At 39.6% G+C, this 18881-nt stretch carries 16 protein-coding genes; 1 reads left to right on the forward strand and 15 read right to left on the reverse strand.

Going from position 1 to position 18881, the window contains the following annotated elements; translation table 11 throughout:
- Nucleotides 1–179: 179 nt before the first annotated feature.
- The 15 genes from LMF89_RS09380 to lon form a co-directional block, all read right to left on the reverse strand.
- Complete coding sequence (locus LMF89_RS09380) at nt 180–1262, reverse strand: alanine/ornithine racemase family PLP-dependent enzyme (protein ID WP_229534834.1); 1083 nt, start codon at nt 1260–1262, stop codon at nt 180–182.
- A 729-nt stretch (nt 1263–1991) separates the two neighbouring features.
- Nucleotides 1992–3398 (reverse strand): NADPH-dependent glutamate synthase, encoded by a 1407-nt coding sequence (gene gltA / locus LMF89_RS09385; RefSeq protein WP_229534835.1) that lies wholly within the window; start codon nt 3396–3398, stop codon nt 1992–1994.
- Nucleotides 3383–4237, reverse strand: a complete 855-nt coding sequence (locus LMF89_RS09390; protein ID WP_229534836.1) for a sulfide/dihydroorotate dehydrogenase-like FAD/NAD-binding protein — start codon at nt 4235–4237, stop codon at nt 3383–3385. Before LMF89_RS09390 ends, gltA begins: the two co-directional genes overlap by 16 nt.
- Before the next feature lie 200 nt (nt 4238–4437).
- Nucleotides 4438–6105: a formate--tetrahydrofolate ligase gene (locus tag LMF89_RS09395; protein ID WP_229534837.1), complete on the reverse strand. Its 1668-nt coding sequence runs from the start codon at nt 6103–6105 to the stop codon at nt 4438–4440.
- Nucleotides 6106–6204: 99 nt separating this feature from the next.
- On the reverse strand, nt 6205–7077 hold the full coding sequence (gene folD / locus LMF89_RS09400; protein WP_229534838.1) for a bifunctional methylenetetrahydrofolate dehydrogenase/methenyltetrahydrofolate cyclohydrolase FolD: 873 nt from the start codon (nt 7075–7077) through the stop codon (nt 6205–6207).
- Nucleotides 7078–7147: 70 nt separating this feature from the next.
- Nucleotides 7148–7996 carry a UbiA-like polyprenyltransferase gene (locus LMF89_RS09405; RefSeq protein ID WP_229534839.1) on the reverse strand — a complete coding sequence of 283 codons (849 nt, stop codon included), beginning with the start codon at nt 7994–7996 and terminating at the stop codon, nt 7148–7150.
- Nucleotides 7989–9449: a menaquinone biosynthesis decarboxylase gene (locus tag LMF89_RS09410; protein WP_007952708.1), complete on the reverse strand. Its 1461-nt coding sequence runs from the start codon at nt 9447–9449 to the stop codon at nt 7989–7991. The genes LMF89_RS09405 and LMF89_RS09410 overlap by 8 nt, the downstream gene beginning before the upstream one ends.
- A gap of 33 nt (nt 9450–9482) precedes the next feature.
- Nucleotides 9483–10232, reverse strand: a complete 750-nt coding sequence (tatC, locus tag LMF89_RS09415; protein WP_229534840.1) for a twin-arginine translocase subunit TatC — start codon at nt 10230–10232, stop codon at nt 9483–9485.
- A 10-nt stretch (nt 10233–10242) separates the two neighbouring features.
- Nucleotides 10243–10434 (reverse strand): twin-arginine translocase TatA/TatE family subunit, encoded by a 192-nt coding sequence (tatA, locus tag LMF89_RS09420; protein ID WP_007952705.1) that lies wholly within the window; start codon nt 10432–10434, stop codon nt 10243–10245.
- A gap of 145 nt (nt 10435–10579) precedes the next feature.
- Complete coding sequence (locus LMF89_RS09425; protein ID WP_229534890.1) at nt 10580–11533, reverse strand: polyprenyl synthetase family protein; 954 nt, start codon at nt 11531–11533, stop codon at nt 10580–10582.
- Nucleotides 11534–11776: 243 nt separating this feature from the next.
- Nucleotides 11777–13405, reverse strand: coding sequence for an L-lactate permease (locus tag LMF89_RS09430; RefSeq protein ID WP_229534841.1), 1629 nt, complete (start codon nt 13403–13405; stop codon nt 11777–11779).
- Between the two features lie 363 nt (nt 13406–13768).
- The gene (gene ahbB / locus LMF89_RS09435) at nt 13769–14239 is read right to left on the reverse strand and encodes a siroheme decarboxylase subunit beta (RefSeq protein WP_229534842.1); all 471 of its coding nucleotides are present in this window, start codon (nt 14237–14239) and stop codon (nt 13769–13771) included.
- 45 nt (nt 14240–14284) lie between these two features.
- On the reverse strand, nt 14285–14737 hold the full coding sequence (gene ahbA / locus LMF89_RS09440; RefSeq protein WP_229534843.1) for a siroheme decarboxylase subunit alpha: 453 nt from the start codon (nt 14735–14737) through the stop codon (nt 14285–14287).
- Between the two features lie 277 nt (nt 14738–15014).
- On the reverse strand, nt 15015–15650 hold the full coding sequence (gene yihA, locus LMF89_RS09445; protein ID WP_007952695.1) for a ribosome biogenesis GTP-binding protein YihA/YsxC: 636 nt from the start codon (nt 15648–15650) through the stop codon (nt 15015–15017).
- On the reverse strand, nt 15643–17964 hold the full coding sequence (gene lon / locus LMF89_RS09450) for an endopeptidase La (RefSeq protein ID WP_007930596.1): 2322 nt from the start codon (nt 17962–17964) through the stop codon (nt 15643–15645). Before lon ends, yihA begins: the two co-directional genes overlap by 8 nt.
- Nucleotides 17965–18258: 294 nt before the next feature.
- Between lon and LMF89_RS09455 the strand changes: the two genes are divergently transcribed.
- The gene (locus tag LMF89_RS09455; protein WP_229534844.1) at nt 18259–18798 is read left to right on the forward strand and encodes a hypothetical protein; all 540 of its coding nucleotides are present in this window, start codon (nt 18259–18261) and stop codon (nt 18796–18798) included.
- Nucleotides 18799–18881: the final 83 nt, after the last annotated feature.

Here is an 18881-nt window from a genome sequence, read left to right on the forward strand (position 1 = left end):
GTATGCCCAATGGCAACAGAGAAAATCCCACCGTATAAAATTTGGTATGCCGGCTTGTAAAAGAAGCTAAGTAAGGCGCCCAGATGGCCGCCGTAAGTAAAAGTAATAGATTTTCCTTAAATTTCATATGAAAATTCCCCCAAGTAAGGATGATATATCTGCTTAAACAATGACATGCATTATTTAATATTGCCGTGTTTGTAAACGCGAGATACATAGGGCGAAACCATGGCATGAGCCAAAGCTCCATACCGCAAATAAAAACAAACCTCACTGCCGACAGTAATATCTTCAGCAGCATCACTGACATCAAGAATCAAATGATCACTGCTACCGCCTAAAATATCAATTCCTGTTAATATTGGCGTTAAATTATCGATTTCAACATCTTGGCGACCAATGGCTGCAATCGCTCGTTTGCGGATACCTCGGTCAATAAGTACCGGTATATTCCCGAAAGCGTCTTGGGCAATTTCTCCTGACGGCACTGATGGTTTTTCCTGCACCTCGACAATCTCAGCATGTAGAATTAAAGAATTCTGGTAAGCCCCCGGAATAGGATTCCGCTTTAGGGTTTCCCGCCCGAGTAAAATACCTTCTCCAATTCGCAATTGAGTAATTCCCGCTGGCATGGCACTAGTCATTAGTAAGTCAATAGTAGCAGAATTACCACCAGAAATAATGGGTAATGCCAAATCAAACGCATCTCGAACTTGCTGAGTTAACGCAACAAGTTTTTCAAGAATTTCCTGTGTAGGAATTTTGCCTGAATAACAAGCAAAATTTGCGCCAAGTCCTTGCAAACGTATTCCCGATAGCAAAAGGATTTGCTGAACCAGAGGCAAAATTTTTTGCGGCATAACTCCTTCTCTTAAATCTCCCATGTCCACCATTAGGATTACGTCATGAATAACTCCAGCCTTGATGGCAGCCTGGCTCAGCTGACTGATCGTTGAAAGCTCAGAAACTAAGCTACAGTCAGCAATTTTCACCACTTCATCCACTTCACTCGGCATTGGAATCCTTAGCAGCAGCAGCGGAACATCAATACCAGCCGTTCGAAGCCTGCGAAGGTTTTGAACCCGTGAATCCCCTAGCATAGGCACTCCGCCAGCTAACATAGCCTTAGCTACATCGATATCCGCACACACAGCTTTAGCCACACCGACAATCTGGATATTATGAGCATTACACATGTTAACGATCAAACGAGCATTAGCAGTAATTTTATCAAGATCAATTTCAATAAAAGGATAACCCATAGTACCTACCTCCATCTTTTACGAATACGTGCAAAATATTCTAATACTTTGTCAGCTCTAAAACGGTAGGATAATGGCGAGGCTATTTTTCGCAACACAAGGCGGAGGAGGGAGGCATACCGGGAGTATGCTGACCGACGACAACGAAGGGTTGCGGAAAATAGACCGTCAGTATTCACTGGATTAGGGCTGATAAGGTACTAGTATAGCGAATGTAGTAAGCTTTGCACTCTTGCTATATTTAATAGCTTGCCAAACTGGCACCCTATTGCCACTACTTACCTTCTTTTAATGCAATAATGATGCCAACGCAAATAACCTTCAATTCCCCGCATTCTTGCATATTAGCTTAATGATTACGGGAAAATACCGCCAATTTTTTTGCAGCTGCAAAGATTAATCTTAGAGTTTGTCTGAAATAAAGCTAAAAAAATATAACCTAAAATAATTTTTTTCAGCACGCTCACCTCACATCATTTTGCATATAAGAGATTTGCCCAAAGGCATAATACCGCAAAAATATTTGCTTTGCCCTTGGGATAACACTCTTATAACCAACGTATAACAGACTTTCACTGTCCGAGCATCGCTGTGTCGCTATGCCGAATACATCATAAGAAAAGCCTTCGCATACCTGCGAAGGCTTTTCTTATGATGGCATACAGAGGAATTAACCCTTACCCTACTTGTCCTTAGGGAAAATATCTCTAAGCTATACATTCTATTTTATTATTTTGCTTTCTTTTCCTGCAAATAACTGTCAATAGCCGCTGCAGCTTTTTTGCCTGCGCCCATGGCTAGTATAACCGTGGCTGCACCAGTTACAATATCACCACCAGCAAATACACCTGGTTTACTGGTAACGCCAGTTTCTTCGTGAGCAGCAATATTGCCCTTTTTATTCGTATCTAATCCTTTTGTAGTAGATTGTACTAAAGGATTAGGACCTTGACCAATGGCGATAATGACAGTGTCTACCTCTAATACAAATTCAGAATTTGGAATTTCAATAGGACGGCGACGTCCAGAGGCATCGGGTTCACCCAGCTCCATTCGTACGCATTGAAGGCCTGTGACCCAGCCATCCTTATTGCCGATTACAGCAGTAGGAGCTGTGAGAAATTGAAAATCAATGCCTTCTTCTTTTGCATGATGAATCTCTTCTAATCTTGCTGGTAACTCAGCTTCCGAACGACGATACACGATATAGGAACGATCTGCCCCTAAGCGCAGAGCAGTTCTTGCTCCATCCATGGCTACGTTGCCACCACCGACAACCGCTACTTTTTTTCCTACATGAATGGGTGTACCGCATTCCGGGAATCGATAGGCTTTCATCAGATTGCAGCGAGTCAAAAATTCATTGGCAGAATAGACACCATTCAGATTTTCTCCTGGTACTCCCATAAAGTAAGGAAGTCCTGCTCCTGTACCAATAAATACAGCATCAAAGCCTTCTTCTTCCATGAGTTCATCAACGGTAAAGGTGCTGCCAATTACAGCATTCACAACAATTTCCACACCAAGCTTGCGTAAATTGTTGATTTCTACTTGTACCACCTCGTCTTTTGGCAAACGGAATTCTGGGATGCCATACATCAAAACGCCGCCTGGTAAATGCAAGGCTTCAAAAATAGTAACTTTATAACCCTTTTTCGCTAAATCGCCTGCTACTGCCAGGCCTGCCGGTCCAGAACCAATGACAGCTACTTTCTGTGCATCAGGGGCATAATCAATTGCAGCAATACTTTCTCCTTTATTGCGGGCAGTATCTGCCACATAGCGTTCTAGACGACCAATACCTACTGCTTCCCCTCTTTTAGCCAAGACACAGTATTTTTCGCATTGCTCTTCTTGAGGACATACCCTGCCACAAACTGCTGGAAGGCTATTCACTTCTTTTATTTTTGCAATGGCTACGTCCATATTTCCTTCTTTTACCTCTTTAATAAAAGCAGGAATATCAACTTGTACGGGGCAGCCCTTACGGCAAGGTGCTGCTTTGCATTGCAGGCAGCGTGCTGCTTCTGCTTTCGCTAGCTCTTCCGTATAACCAAGGCTTACCTCAGCAAAATTCTTTGCCCGTACTTTAGGTTCTTGCTCTGGCATTGGATTTTTATTTAGTGAGAGTGACATTTACAACCCTCCTCTCTTTTACCAGCAATATACTCACTATGCTGTTTTTCATGAGGTTTATACATACGCTGACGCGCCATTAGGCTTTCAAAGTCAACTTTATGGGCATCAAATTCGGGACCGTCAACACAGGCAAATTTATTCTCCTGACCGACGGAAACTCTACAGCCGCCGCACATGCCAGTACCATCCACCATGATAGGGTTCAGGCTAACGACTGTAGGAACCCCATAAGGTCTGGTTGTTTCTGCAACAAATTTCATCATAATAACAGGACCAATCGCGACTACTAGACCGATGGTTTTATCCGAATCTAATAATTCTTTTAGTGGCTGGGTAACCAAAGCTTTAATACCTTTTGAGCCATCATCCGTTGTAATGATCAATTGATCACTGACTGCCGCCATTTCTTCTTCATAAATCAAAATATCCTCCGAGCGGGCCCCAATAATTGAAATCACTTCATTACCTGCTTCTTTCAGACCACGAGCGATAGGATATACTGGTGCTATACCGATACCACCACCTACGCAGACAACCGTACCAAACTTTTCAATATGAGTAGGCTTACCCAAAGGACCAACTAAATCTAATAAGAAGTCCCCTTGCTGTAAGCGACCTAACTCAACTGTAGAAGCACCTACTTCTTGGAAAATAAGGGTAACACTGCCCTTTTCCCGATTAAAATCGGCAATGGTTAGAGGAATACGCTCCCCTTGATCATTTACACGTAAAATAACAAATTGCCCGGGTTTTGCTTTTTTAGCAATCAGAGGCGCCTCCACCTCAAAAAGTTGAACACTTGGCGCCAACTGCTGTTTCACAAGAATTTTATACACAAGAAACCTCCTTTAATTAAGGAAAGGTAAACCCCTTACCTATTTCACCTTCCCAGAAACTTCTCGAATCGTAATGTAAATAATAGTCCAATTTTTATTAGTAATATGTCTCTAATTTTATCCCTTTCTCATGATAAGTCAATACTTTATCAATACGATTCACCATTTATAATGAAACCTGTCCTAATTCTTGCTTATACTTAAAACAAGCCAACAATTTTTCCAACATTATCAATATCCATTTTTTCTGCCGCTGGACGTTTAGGCAGCCCTGGCATAGTCATCACTTCACCTGTCAGTGCTACTAAGAATCCAGCTCCTGCTGCTACTCGAATTTCACGCACAGTGATGGTAAAGCCAGTAGGTCGTCCTAATTGGGTCATATCATCACTCAAAGAGTATTGAGTTTTAGCCATACATATAGGTGTTTTATCAAAACCTAAAGCTGTAAGCTCCTTAATTGTCTTCTCCGCTTGAGGAGTATAACTAACCCCTTCGGCACCATATATTTCCCTGGCAATAGTTGCGATCTTATCCTTGATCGATGCATTCACATCATATAGATAGTTGAAATTGCCAGGCTGCTCACAAGCTGCGAGAACTTTTTGGGCCAGTTCTATGCCACCTTGACTACCTTTAGCCCATACTTCTGATAAAGCAACCTCAGCACCCAACTCCACACATTTTTGTCTTACAAATTCAAGTTCTTGGGAACTATCTGTAGGAAACGCATTAATAGCAACGATTGCTGGCAAACCAAATTTCTGCATATTTTCAATATGTTTTGTCAAATTCGCCAAGCCTTTTTCTAAAGCTGGCATATTTTCTCCCACTAACTCTGTTTTAGGTACGCCACCATGCATTTTAAGAGCGCGAACAGTAGCGACAATTACCACTGCATCTGGCTTGATCCCCGCAAACCGACACTTAATATCTAAAAATTTCTCAGCACCAAGGTCAGCACCAAAACCAGCTTCTGTAACACAAATATCAGCCAGTTTTAATGCAAATTTAGTCGCCATTACACTATTGCAGCCATGGGCAATATTAGCAAAAGGTCCGCCATGGACAAAAGCCGGAGTATGTTCTAATGTCTGCACTAAATTAGGCTTTATAGCGTCTTTAAACAATAACGTCAAAGCTCCCGTGACATGTAATGCTTCAGCAGTAATGGGTTCATTTCCGTAGGTATAACCAATAATAATCTTACCGATACGAGCCTTCATGTCATCTAAATCACTGGCTAAACATAAAATAGCCATCATTTCTGAAGCAACCGTAATATCAAAACCGCTTTCCCGGGGTATACCATTTATTTTCCCGCCTAGTCCGCAAATAATCGAGCGTAGTGAACGTTCATTTAAATCTATCACACGGCGCCAGGTAATACGCCTAGGATCTAAGCCTAATTCATTTCCTTGATGAATATGATTGTCAATGATAGCGGCTAATAAATTATGAGCCGTTGTAATTGCATGAAAATCTCCAGTAAAATGTAAATTAATATCTTCCATCGGCACTACTTGTGCATATCCACCACCAGCAGCACCACCTTTCATGCCAAAACAGGGTCCTAGGGATGGCTCACGCAGCGCTATGGCCACTTTTTTTCCAATTTGATGTAACGCATCGCCAAGACCGACTGTAGTCGTTGTTTTGCCTTCCCCTGCCGCTGTCGGGTTAATAGCGGTAACCAATACTAACTTACCATCAGGGCGAGTTTTAATATTTTCCCAAGTCTGTAATGATACCTTCCCTTTATATTTTCCATAAAGTTCAAGATCATCTTGCGTAATGCCAAGTTGACTGGCAACTTCTTCAATATGTATCATATGTGCCTCTTGCGCAATTTCAACATCACTTTTCATTTTATATACCTCCTTATATAACTACAGCCAAAGTGAATACTTGATACAATCGCTTTGTTTCAAGTATCATTTGGCTGTAACACTACCGAATGAATTGGTCTATTTATGTTCTTTATGACACTGCAACTGGGCAGCTTTTACCGTATTACTAAGTAACATCGCAATGGTCAAAAGGCCAACGCCGCCTGGTACGGGGGTAATGGCCCCTGCCACTTCTTTTACATCTTCAAAGTTAACGTCACCCACTAATTTTTTATCTGCAAGGCGATTGATTCCCACATCAATTACTACAGCACCTGGTTTTACCATATCTTTAGTCACAAAATGAGCTTTGCCAATTGCAACTATTAAGATATCAGCTTGGGAAGTGATGCTGGGTAAATTGGCAGTCCGAGAGTGACATATGGTTACTGTAGCATGACGGGACAATAATAAATTTGCCATTGGTTTACCAACAATATTGCTCCGCCCAATGATTACTGCATGTTTACCCGCAATTTCTACATTGGCAAGTTCCAAAATTTTGATACAGCCAGCAGGTGTGCACGGTACAAGATGCTCTTGACCGATTGCTAATTTACCCACATTTACAGGATGAAATCCGTCCACATCTTTATCAGGGTGGATTGCTTTTAAAAGCTCTGCTTCATCATGTTTTAAAGCATCAGGCAATGGTAATTGTAATAAAATACCGTGAATGGTAGTACTTTCATTCAAGACATGAATCTGTTCTAATAATTCTTGCTTAGTGGCACTTGCCGGCATACGTATCACTTCTGAATAAATGCCTAATTCTTCACAAGCCTTATGCTTATTGGCTACGTATACTTTTGAGGCAGCATTCTCCCCAACAATGATTACTGCCAGTCCAGGCATAATCCCCTGTGACTTTATAAACTTTTCAACATCCTTGTGCACACTCTTTTTTATTTCTGCTGCAAAAACTTTACCTTCTAATAATGTTGCTGTCATATAACATCCCCCCATGCTGTTTTCTCTCTGGCGTAGAAAAAATATTATTTCTGCCTTAATCCAATCTTCTTTATGCCAGAATACTAATTACAGTAAATACTAATAAGGCAATACTTACTAAGCCATTACGCATAAAATAAGCTTGAGTCACCAAGCGAAAATCAGTAGGGGTGACAATGGAATGCTGATAAATTAATACCAATGCAGCGAGTACTACACCCGCATAATATATTCCATGCATGTTCATGAGCTGTCCTACTAAATAAAAGCCCATAATACTAATCACATGCATTGCTTTACATATAGCCAATGTTCTTGGTATGCCAAAGCGTACTGGCATGGAATGCAACCCATGCTTTTTATCGAAAGCAACATCTTGACAGCCATAAATAGCATCAAAACCAGCAATCCATACCCCAACAGCTAACCCAAGCAGGATGATAGGCATGGTAATATCTCCCCGTATCGCTACCCAAGAGCCAATGGGTGCAATGGATAAAGCCAAACCCAGAACTAAATGACAAGTCCAGGAAAATCGTTTCATATAGGGATAGATGACTAAAGGGAGTATTGCCAAGGGAGCCAATTGTAAGCATAAAGGATGTAAATTGGCTGCTGCCCAAACAAATAGCCCCAAGCTGGCTAATGTTAAAAGTATTGCCTCCCAAGGCTTAACCGCCCCGGTTACCATGGGGCGATTTGCAAACCTTGGCTGTAATTTGTCATATTTTAAATCAATACAGTTATTTAATGCCATAGCTGCACTGCGTGCGCCCACCATAGCCAAAGTAATCCAGAAGAATTCTCCGCCTGTAGGTATACCGCCAGCTGCTAATATAGCACCAATATAGGAAAAAGGTAAGGCAAATACAGTATGCGATAATACGATATTATCAAGATGTGCTTTAATTTTACTCAAGACCCAATCCCTTCCATTTCTTGTCAACCATCTCTTTTATTTCTGCTGACATTTCAATTTCATCCGGCCATTCTCGGGTATAGCCTTCGGCAGCCCAGGCTTTTGTGGCATCAATCCCCACTTTGGTCCCCCAGTTTGGCATCGGCGAAGAATGATCCAGTACATCCAGTGGTCCATCCACCATCACAATATCACGGCGAGCATCAATGTTATTATACACGCGCCACCATACTTCATTCATATCCTGCACATTAACGTGTTCATCCACGACAATAACCATTTTAGTAAACATCATTTGCCCCATACCCCAAATCGCATGCATTACTTTTTTGGCTTGCTGGGGATAGGTTTTCTTTATCGATACTACGGCACAATTATGAAAAACACCTTCCAGAGGCAGGTTCAAATCAATGATTTCTGGTAAATTCATTTGCAATACAGGCAGGAAAATACGTTCTGTAGCCTTTGCTAAGAAACAATCTTCCATTGGCGGTTTGCCTACGATGGTAGCTGGATAAATAGGATCTTTACGATGAGTAATACAAGTAATATGAAACACAGGATAATCATCAGCAAGGGAATAATAACCCGTATGGTCACCAAAAGGTCCTTCCCTTCTCAATTCATCAATCATCACATACCCTTCCAGGACAATTTCCGAATGAGCTGGTACTTCCACATCCACCGTCTCACACTTAATCATTTCTACGGATTTTTTACGCAAAAATCCTGCAAATACCATTTCATCAATATCTTTCGGCAATGGAGCCGTAGCCGCATATGTAAGAGTTGGATCAGTACCAATAGCTACAGCCACCTCAATACGATCTTTACCTAATGTCTGATGAGCCCGATAATTTTCTGCCCCATTTTTATGAATATGCCAATGCATACCTGTCGTTTGTCCATCATATACTTGCAAACGATACATTCCCACATTTCGCTTACCATTCAAAGGATTTTTAGTAAATACTAAAGGCAATGTAATAAATTTGCCAGCATCACCAGGCCAGCATTTTAAAATAGGAAATTTATCTAACGAAGGCTGATCTTTAATGATCACTTCTTTACATGGTCCGCTCTTTACATACTTAGGGAAGTTTATCGCCCGCTTAGCGGTAGGAATAATTTTCAGCAAATCTAATTTATTCTGTACAGAAATATAAGGTAATTTGAAGATTTCTTTTACTTCTGCTGCAATATCATCAAGTTTGTCTACGCCTAAAGCCAGCGCCATACGCTCCATACTGCCAAAAGCATTCATGAGCACAGGCATATTGTAGCCTCTTACATTTTCAAAAAGTAAGGCTACATTTTTCTCACCAGACATTTTAGATACCCGATCAGTGATCTCTGTAATCTCCAGGTCACAATTTACCTCTTCTTGAATGCGCTTCAACCAGCCCCGCTCTTCTAGAGCATGAATGAATTCACGTAAATCAGTAAATGCCATATATAACTTCCTTTCATTGGCTTTTCACGAATATTATTTCTTTAAAAGATATTTTACAATCAAAATACTAAGTTCATATAATACAATCACAGGCACAGCCACCATAGTCTGAGAAAAAATATCTGGAGTAGGTGAAATAACAGCACCTATCACAAATGATAACACTAAAACATGTTTACGCTTGCCAGTTAAAAAGCTCGAACTTATGAGGCCAAATTTAGCCATAACGATGATAAATAACGGTAACTCAAAGATAAAACCAAAGGGCAGTAAAAAGGAGATGACAAAAGACAAATACTCGCCTAAAGATAGCAAAGGCTGAAGATTTTCTGTAGCAAATCCCATAAAAAATTTAATTCCCGCTGGTAATACAAGAGCATAGGAAAAGGCAAGTCCTATAAAAAATAATAGTACAGAGGAAGGCACTAAAATAAGAGAAGCCATATGCTCCTTCTTCGTTAATGCTGGCACGACAAACGCCCAAATTTGATACAGCACAATCGGCAACACTAATAGGAAACCAGCAAAAACAGATACTCTTATATAAGTAAAAAAGGCTTCCGCCGGACTCATATAATACAACTTACCAGCAGGAGCCGTAATATACTGTACTAATTCGGCAGCATAAAAATAACTAATCAGACTCCCCGCAGCTACAGCTATAATAATAATAATCAGCCTGCGTCGTAATTCTTGCAGATGTTCCACTAAAGACATTCCGTTGTCAATAGCATCATCCTCAAGCTGATCATCATCCTTATCCGTACTTATTATATCCGACATTGAGTATTCCTCACTTTTTTTCTTCTGTCTTACTCTCTTCTTTTATTATAGGATCTTGCTTTATCTCTCCAGTTGTAGCCTTTTTAAATTCCTGAATACCTCTACCTAAAGCTTTACCGACTTCTGGAAGTTTGCCAGGGCCAAAAACAACAAGTGCGATTACTAATATTAATACTAATTCAGGCATGCTGAAACTAAACATCGATACATAACCCCTTTCTAAGTAGAACTTATTTACCTATTATACCTAAAATCCTCTAAAAAGAAAAGACTTGGCCCGCACCAAGTCTTCTGCATTTATAACAAAAACTTTCACATAAATGTTATCTATATACTACCCATAAAATTTAATAATTACGCAAACCTACAAAATCAGCTACTGCAATAAATGCTTCCCTATGTTCTCCCAATATGTTGACAGGTATAACATTACGTGCATATTTTAAATAATCTGCAACACGGCTGTAGGAATACTCGATTGCATCTGTTTCATGAAGAATCGCCAAGCCACGTTTAATTTTCTCTTCCGACATATTCTTAGTTTGGACAATCTCTCGTAACTCATCCTTATGTGAGCTATGCTCCAAAGCATAAATGATAGGCAATGTTACAATCCCTTGCCTTAAATCATTACCGACAGGTTTACCAATTTGTTCTGAAGATGCAGTAACATCTAAAATATCATCTGTGATTTGAAAAGCCATTCCTAATGAGTATCCATATTCCCGTAAGGCTTTCGTTTCTTCAGCAGACAGTCCCACTGCCAAACCACCTAACTCACAGCTAGCAGCAATAAAATTCGCAGTTTTCTGTTCAATACGTCCTAAATAATCACTTTCTTTTTGATCTGCATGAAAGGTACTTCGATTCTGATTAATTTCACCTTCACACATAGAACAGATAACATCTGTCAATACTTTAAGCATTTCGTTACTAACCTTATTTGCCACTAGGGAAAAAGCTTTAGCAAATAAATAATCACCAATTAATACCGATGAATGATTGCCCCAACAAGAGTTAGCAGTTGCTTTCCCGCGACGAGTTGCTGCATTATCAATTACATCATCATGAACCAAAGTAGCCATGTGGATTAATTCAATAGCAACTGCCATTGGCATTATTTTTTCCATATCAGCTACTCGGCCTTTGGTGCACATAAAGTATAAAGCAGGACGTAATCGTTTGCCACCAGCTTCTACTAAATGTTTGCTAATATCCGTTATTAATTTTTCGGGAGAGTGTATAACAGAAAGTAATTCCGTTTCCAATAACATCAAATCACTTTTTACAACATCAAACATCGAATTTTTATTCACTATTTTAATCACCTACACGCAAAGTCTGTTACTATAATACACTATTATCTGTCTTTACGTCTATTGCTTTTTTTTAATTTTATGACAACCTTCGAGAATTCTTTTTAACGCAATATGTCAAATTATCATATGAAATGGCAATTTCTCTTGCTAAATTCACTATAGTACCATAAAAATACTGGGTGGAGAAAACTCTCAACCCAGTATCTTTTCGTATACTTTAAAAGATTAAGGGATCATCCAATTGAGCCAATAAGCCTGTACATAGGTTATGAGACCTACAATCACAGCCAAGACTAGAGAATGTTTTACTGTAAAGCTAAACAAGTCGCCTTCTTTGCCAACTAATCCTGTAGCTGCGGTAGCTACAGCAATACTTTGTGGAGAAATCATCTTGCCGCAAACACCACCTGATGAATTACCTGCAACTGTTAAAATTGGATCAACACCAATCTGCTGACCCGTAACGGATTGCAGATTACCAAATAAAGCATTAGCAGAAGTATCCGACCCTGTTAGAAATACTCCTAACCATCCTAAGAATGGCGAGAAAAATGGAAACAAGGAGCCTGATCCAGCTAAAAATAGACCTAGAGTAGAGCTCATTCCTGAGTAATTCATAACATAAGCTAAACCTAGAACACAAGGAATGGTGATCAAAGGTTTCAATAACTGGTTGAAGGTTTTCGCAAAAACAGCAATAAATCGACTAGGACCAACACCTAGAACGGCAGCTGTAAGAATACTTGCAATAAATAATGCTGTACCTGCAGCACTTAACCAATTGATTTTATAAAGAGCCGCTAAAGCTACTGGTTGTTTTGCAATAGGTGCAACCTGTGTAACAAGTTTATCAAGACCCGGCACTATCCAATTAACAGATACAGTATTTAATGATGCTACCACCGGTTTTAATCCCCATAAAATGACCATTACTGTTAAAATTATAAATGGAGACCATGCTTTTAGAACTTTGCCAAGAGTCAAAGCAGCTCTGTCAGCAACAAGAGTCGGTGCTGGTTCATTTTCAAATCGCCAGATGTTTGCTGGCTTCCAATATTTTAGGAATATTGTTAAAGCAACGATGCAAGCAAGTGAAGATAAAATATCGGGGAGTTCTGGCCCAATATAATTAGATGAAAACCATTGTACGCCAGCAAAGGATATACCCGCCACTAAGCACGCAGGCAATACTTCTTTTGCAGCCTTCCAGCCCGACATCAATACCACTAACCAAATCGGAATAATAATGGATAAAAACGGAAGCTGTCTTCCTACCATGGCACTAATTTTCATAGTATCGAGTCCTGTAACTTGACCAGCAACAATGATAGGAATACCAATGCCGCCAAAAGCTACTGGAGCAGTATTGGCAATCAAACATAATCCTGCAGCATATAAGGGATTAAAGCCAAGCCCCACCAACATACCAGCAGAAATCGCCACAGGGGTTCCAAATCCTGCTGCCCCTTCCAAGAAAGCACCAAAACCAAAAGCAATTAAGAGAGCTTGCAGACGCCTATCATCCGTAATCGTCGCAATAGAGTCTTTGACAATTTGAAATTGTCCCGTCTCTACTGTAAGGTTATAAATAAAGATAGCCGTAATTACGATCCAGAAGATAGGAAATATTCCATATAAAGCTCCCATAGCAGCCGAGGTAATCGCTAACCCTGGAGGCATTTGATAAACAAAAATAGCTACTAATATAGCAGAAACTAACGCTAAGGCGCCAGCAATTTGTCCAGGAGACCGTCGAATAGCCAATAAATAAAAAATTACGATAATAGGAATAGCTGCCAATAATGATGAAAGAGCAAGATTCTGCATAGGATCATATACTTGCGTCCAATTCATTCAGTAACACCCCTTTCTTTTTACCTTATTAACTATTAGATGAAGGATATAATAATGCCTTATGAGCTTCAAGTAATATTACTATCACCTCCTCATCCCCCGTTTAGTTTTATATAAATCATTACAAGTTATGCACCTCCTAAATAAATAATGTCTTTTTATCAATTTCAAGGAAATTATCTCAAAATACAGAATTTTTATTCTATTTTATTTTCCAATTTTCTACACCTACTAATTAATCCCCTCTTTTTTTACTGTTCAATAATAAATTACTTTTTTCACTATATTAAATACTAAAATACTCAAAATAAGTAGCAGCACATGTACAATCCATGTGCTGCTACTACCGCTTATCATTGATGATTAGTCTTTAAAATATTGCATACTAATTTTTTTCCATTCTTTTGTGCTAAATAACATGACATATTCCTGCAATCCTGTGCGCTTAGCGATATCTTCCGCTAGCACCTTACAGTCCTTACGAGTATGAGCATGAAGCATTGTGTAAAAATTATAGGGCCAGCCAGGTTGGGATATCCTCGCATAGCAATGGGATACTACTGCATCTTTTGCCAACATTTTTCCGATTTCAGCAATACGCTCCTCAGGAACAATCCACGCACATAATGCATTCGCTGCATAACCAACTTCCCGATGTCTAAGAACAGCTCCCATTTTACGAATCTTGCCCGATTGACGATATCCTTTCAATCTTCCTAAAAGTTCATCTTCATCAATCCCTAACCTTTCTGCTATTTCCCGATAAGGTTCAGCTACTAAGGGAAAGTCTTCCTGCATAATCACGATAATCTTTTTATCTAATTCATCCAGCATAAGTCACCTCTTTTCCAGCTTATTTGAAGTCCGCTCTCACATTTTCTAGGTTAAAGAAAACTGTACACTCACTTTAAACTTCTGAGTAGCTGGCAGATTTAGCAACCGCACGACACCATCAAGATTACGAATGGTTTCTAATATTTCGTCTTGTTTCAAAAGGTTTGGACTTAATAGCGTAAACCACAGATTTAAATCTGCTTCACGTTCATAGTTATGAGTAACCCCATAATAAGAATTAATAACGCCCGCCACTTGGGCAAGACACTCCTCTTTTACCTCCAATGCCACTAAGGTGCCAATGTAACCGAGCTTGGTAGAATCAAAAAAAGGACCGATGCGGCGAATGAATCCTTGCTCTTTTAAAAACTTTAGTCTTTCAATGACGATTGCTTCCGTTGTTTCTAGTTTTTTTGCCACTAACGCGAAAGGACGCTTCTCAAAAGATAAATCGGTTTGAATAATATTCAATAAACTCTTATCAAATGCAGTAAGCATAAACAACTCCTTTTTATTTATTTTGTACCAAATACCCTATGAAACAGTCAGAATGCCATAACATGGTAAGTGTAACGGCGCTTAGTAATAAATAACATTCTGATTGATATATACAAAGTAAACGTATCCATCTTGTAAAATTCCATTCTATATACCTTAAAAGAAAAAAACCTGGATTGCACCAAGTCCACTCCATTGCTCAAAATCAGCAGTGAATTGTAAAGTTATTCCATCAAAAAGGAGAACAGCCGATGCTATTCTCCTTTGCATTTATATTTCATTTTAACAGAATCTGCCCAATTACGTCAAGTAACTCTGGACGTCCTAAACCTTTTTCTGAAGAATAGGCAATAATATGATCACCTTTCATTCCTAATCCTTTACGAATTGCTTCCACATTCTTTTTTACAGCCATTCGATTGAGTTTATCGGCTTTTGTTGCAATCACTTGTACTGGTACATCATTTTCAATTAGCCACTTATAGGCACTGATATCACTATCCATCGGATCATGGCGAATATCAATTAACTGACATACCAGTTGCAGCCTGGGAGACTTTAATAAATATTCTTCAATAAATTTTGCCCATTGCTGCCGATTGGATTTACCTGTACGGGCATAGCCATATCCAGGTAAATCTACCAGAAAAAAATCACGTTTATCCGTATCACTGAGTTTAGCCATCAACTTATAGAAGTTAAGGGTTTGGGTTTTCCCTGGGCTGCCACTTGTACGCGCTAACCCATTACGTCTTGATAATGAATTGATCAATGAAGATTTACCTACATTGGAGCGCCCCATAAATGCAATTTCATGTAGTTCACCTTCGGGATACTGATCAATTTTTACAGCTGAAGCGATATATTGCCCACTGGTAATATTCATATCTTTCTTTATTACTTCACTACTCACTTTTGCTCACCAATGCCGCTTTTAGCACCTCATCCATGTGTTCCACCAATACGAATTCTAAGTGTCTTTTTACATTTGCAGGTATCTCGTCTATATCTCGTTTATTTTCCTTCGGCATGATGATCGTCTTAATACCAACACGATGAGCAGCTAATACTTTCTCTTTAATGCCACCTACAGGCAGAACTCGTCCTCGTAAGGTGATTTCTCCCGTCATTGCAACATCACTCCGCACAGCCCTGTTAGTCAACGCTGAGACCACTGCTGTGGACATACTAATGCCTGCTGAAGGTCCATCTTTAGGGATACCACCTTCTGGTAAGTGAATATGGATATCTGTTTCTTCTTGAAAATTTCCATCAATACCCAATTCCTGAGCACGAGTGCGAATGTAGCTAAAGCCTGCTTGTGCTGATTCTCTCATGACCTCACCCAGTTGACCTGTCAGTAGTAATTTACCCTTGCCCTTCATAACAGAAACCTCAATTGCAAGAACATCTCCGCCGACTTCAGTCCAAGCCAGTCCTGTACTTACTCCTACCTGGGGCTGACGCTCAGCCTGGGTATGGCGATATCTAGGGGCACCTAAATAGGTGTGCAAATTTTGTGCCGTTACTTTCACATTCGTACGTTTTTCTTGCACAATTTGACGCGCTACTTTACGGCATAACGTAGCAATATTTCGTTCCAAGCCACGCACGCCTGATTCTCGAGTATAATCACCAATGATTTTTTGTAAGGTAGTATCAGAGAAAACAATCTGTTTATCCGTTAAGCCATGATCCCGAACTTGTTTAGGAACTAAATAGCGTTTTGAAATCTCGACTTTTTCTTCTTCCGTATAACCAGGAATATTAATAATTTCTATACGATCGAGCAGCGGCCGAGGAATAGTATGCATCACATTCGCTGTTACTACCCATAAAACTCTAGAAAGATCATAAGGCACTTCTACATAATGATCACTAAATGTATTATTTTGCTCCGGATCTAAAACCTCTAATAACGCGGCAGACGGGTCACCTCTAAAGTCCGCACTCATTTTATCAATTTCATCTAACAAAAATACTGGATTTTTTGAACCAGCAGTACGTATCCCTTGAATAATTCGACCAGGCAGGGCTCCAACATAAGTACGGCGATGGCCGCGAATTTCAGCTTCATCTCTTACGCCACCTAAAGAGACTCGGACAAATTTTCGATCCATTGCTTTAGCAATCGAACGAGCCAGAGACGTTTTTCCTACACCGGGAGGCCCCACAAGGCAGAGAATTGGTCCTTTCATGGTCTCTGTCAATTTCCGAATCGATAAATATTCTAAGATACGTTCTTTCACTTTTTCTAAACCATAATGATCTTCATTCAATATTTTTTCAGCGTTATTAACATCCAGCATGTCTTCAGTCTCTTTGGTCCAAGGCAGTGCCAATAAACAATCAAGATAGGTACGGATAACAGCGCTTTCCGCCACCATCGCAGGCATTTTTTCAAGACGTTCAATTTCTTTATTAATTTTTTCTGCAACTTCCTTAGGAAACTCTTGCTCTTTGAGCTTATTTCTGTATTCTTCCACTTCAGCTGCCCGATCGTCTTTTTCACCTAATTCTTTTTGAATCGCCTTTAACTGCTCACGCAAATAATATTCTTTTTGTGTTTTTTCCATTTGTTTACGCACACGAACACTGATTTTCTTTTCCAACTCGAGAATTTCCATCTCACGCCCAAGAATTTCGCATAATTTCTCCAAGCGTTCTTTTACATCAACAGCGTCAAGCAATGCTTGCTTGTCTTCAATTTTAAGAGATAAATGGCTGGCAATTAGATCCGTTAAACGACCTGGTTCTTCTACGACTACAACCGAAACCAAAGTTTCCGGTGGAATTTTTTTACTCAACTTCACCCATTGCTCAAAATGGGCAATGGCTGTACGAGTTAAGGCTTCTATTTCCAGAGTACGTGTTTCTGGCTCATCAAATTCCTTAACTTCTACTTGATAAAAGTTTTCCGAATCCGTATACTTTATTACTTCAGCACGGTGCAATCCTTCTACTAGTACTCGAATCGTACCACCAGGCAGCTTTAATAGTTGTTTAACCTCAGCTACGGTCCCAAATGTAAAGATCTCCTCTGGCGTTGGTGCATCATTCTGCGCATCTTTTTGTGTAGCGAGCATAATGAAGCGATCATTTACCATGGCTTCTTCCAATGCACTAATCGATTTCTCACGACCTACATCAAGATGGATAATCATATATGGGAAAACTAAGATGCCTCTAAGGGGCAGCAGCGGTATGGTGCGTACTTTATTCAACATAAAATTAATCTCCTTTAAATTGTCCTTATCCTATTACTATTATTTTCATCCTTAACATTTATAAATATTCTTATTTACCCTGCAAAAATCCTTTTTGTAGAAAATAAAAAACGCAGAAAATAGTAGAATTTTACCTTTTACACCATTTGTAATCAATAGTATAATATATTATGTTAACTAGATAGGTTTTATTCATTGATTTAGTCCAAGAGCTAAGTCAAGATTCTCTTTTAGGAAAGTGACGATTTCACAGGGCAAGGCTTCTTGATCATGGTATTTGAGAGGGGAAAATATATGAATTGGCAAAAATACAACTGGTCAATTATTATCATCTGTGTCCTATTCACCTTCGCTGCTGCCAGCAGCAGCTATTATTTTTGGCAACAGCACACAATGACGAAACCATTAACATTGGCCATAGAAGAAATTGAAGGTGTGGAATCTGTAACCTTAAACAACCAAGACAAAGCTCAAACCGTTTTAGAAATTCATGTGACCCTTAGCAATATCAATAATCTGCAAACAACTTACGAGAGTATCAATCACACCATTAAGACAAACATCGGGACCAAACGATATAAACTCATCCTTCATGACCATAAGACCCCCGCCTTGGAGGAGTTTTATTATTCCATTCATCATCAAATTTTTGAAGGGCTCGCCACAGGAAACTTTAGCACCATGTATAACAGCATTCAAGAAAAGGCCATTGCTGCTGATATAAAAGTACAAGTATATATAGATACTAATTATCTATATCTTCAGCTCACCACTGCAACGGGGAATCTCTATCAGGTAATCCCCAGACAATTAGATGACAAAGAGGTGAGATAAATGTATTTAACAGAGTTGTGTATAGGTACAGTCGCAGGCCTTCTCCTTTTTATGCTTTGGCAGGGATTTGATGGTATCCTAGT

It is taken from the genome of Pelosinus baikalensis, assembly GCF_020819555.1.
Lineage (GTDB): Bacteria > Bacillota > Negativicutes > DSM-13327 > DSM-13327 > Pelosinus > Pelosinus baikalensis.

Bases quoted from the DNA above. Each gene is read 5' to 3' on its own strand.
- LMF89_RS09380 (WP_229534834.1), bottom strand. From the start codon at position 1,262: ATGGGTTATCCTTTTATTGAAATTGATCTTGATAAAATTACTGCTAAT.
- gltA (WP_229534835.1), bottom strand. From the start codon at position 3,398: ATGTCACTCTCACTAAATAAAAATCCAATGCCAGAGCAAGAACCTAAA.
- LMF89_RS09395 (WP_229534837.1), bottom strand. From the start codon at position 6,105: ATGAAAAGTGATGTTGAAATTGCGCAAGAGGCACATATGATACATATT.
- folD (WP_229534838.1), bottom strand. From the start codon at position 7,077: ATGACAGCAACATTATTAGAAGGTAAAGTTTTTGCAGCAGAAATAAAA.
- LMF89_RS09410 (WP_007952708.1), bottom strand. From the start codon at position 9,449: ATGGCATTTACTGATTTACGTGAATTCATTCATGCTCTAGAAGAGCGG.
- tatC (WP_229534840.1), bottom strand. From the start codon at position 10,232: ATGTCGGATATAATAAGTACGGATAAGGATGATGATCAGCTTGAGGAT.
- tatA (WP_007952705.1), bottom strand. From the start codon at position 10,434: ATGTTTAGTTTCAGCATGCCTGAATTAGTATTAATATTAGTAATCGCA.
- LMF89_RS09425 (WP_229534890.1), bottom strand. From the start codon at position 11,533: ATGTTTGATGTTGTAAAAAGTGATTTGATGTTATTGGAAACGGAATTA.
- LMF89_RS09430 (WP_229534841.1), bottom strand. From the start codon at position 13,405: ATGAATTGGACGCAAGTATATGATCCTATGCAGAATCTTGCTCTTTCA.
- ahbB (WP_229534842.1), bottom strand. From the start codon at position 14,239: ATGCTGGATGAATTAGATAAAAAGATTATCGTGATTATGCAGGAAGAC.
- ahbA (WP_229534843.1), bottom strand. From the start codon at position 14,737: ATGCTTACTGCATTTGATAAGAGTTTATTGAATATTATTCAAACCGAT.
- lon (WP_007930596.1), bottom strand. From the start codon at position 17,964: ATGTTGAATAAAGTACGCACCATACCGCTGCTGCCCCTTAGAGGCATC.
- LMF89_RS09455 (WP_229534844.1), top strand. From the start codon at position 18,259: ATGAATTGGCAAAAATACAACTGGTCAATTATTATCATCTGTGTCCTA.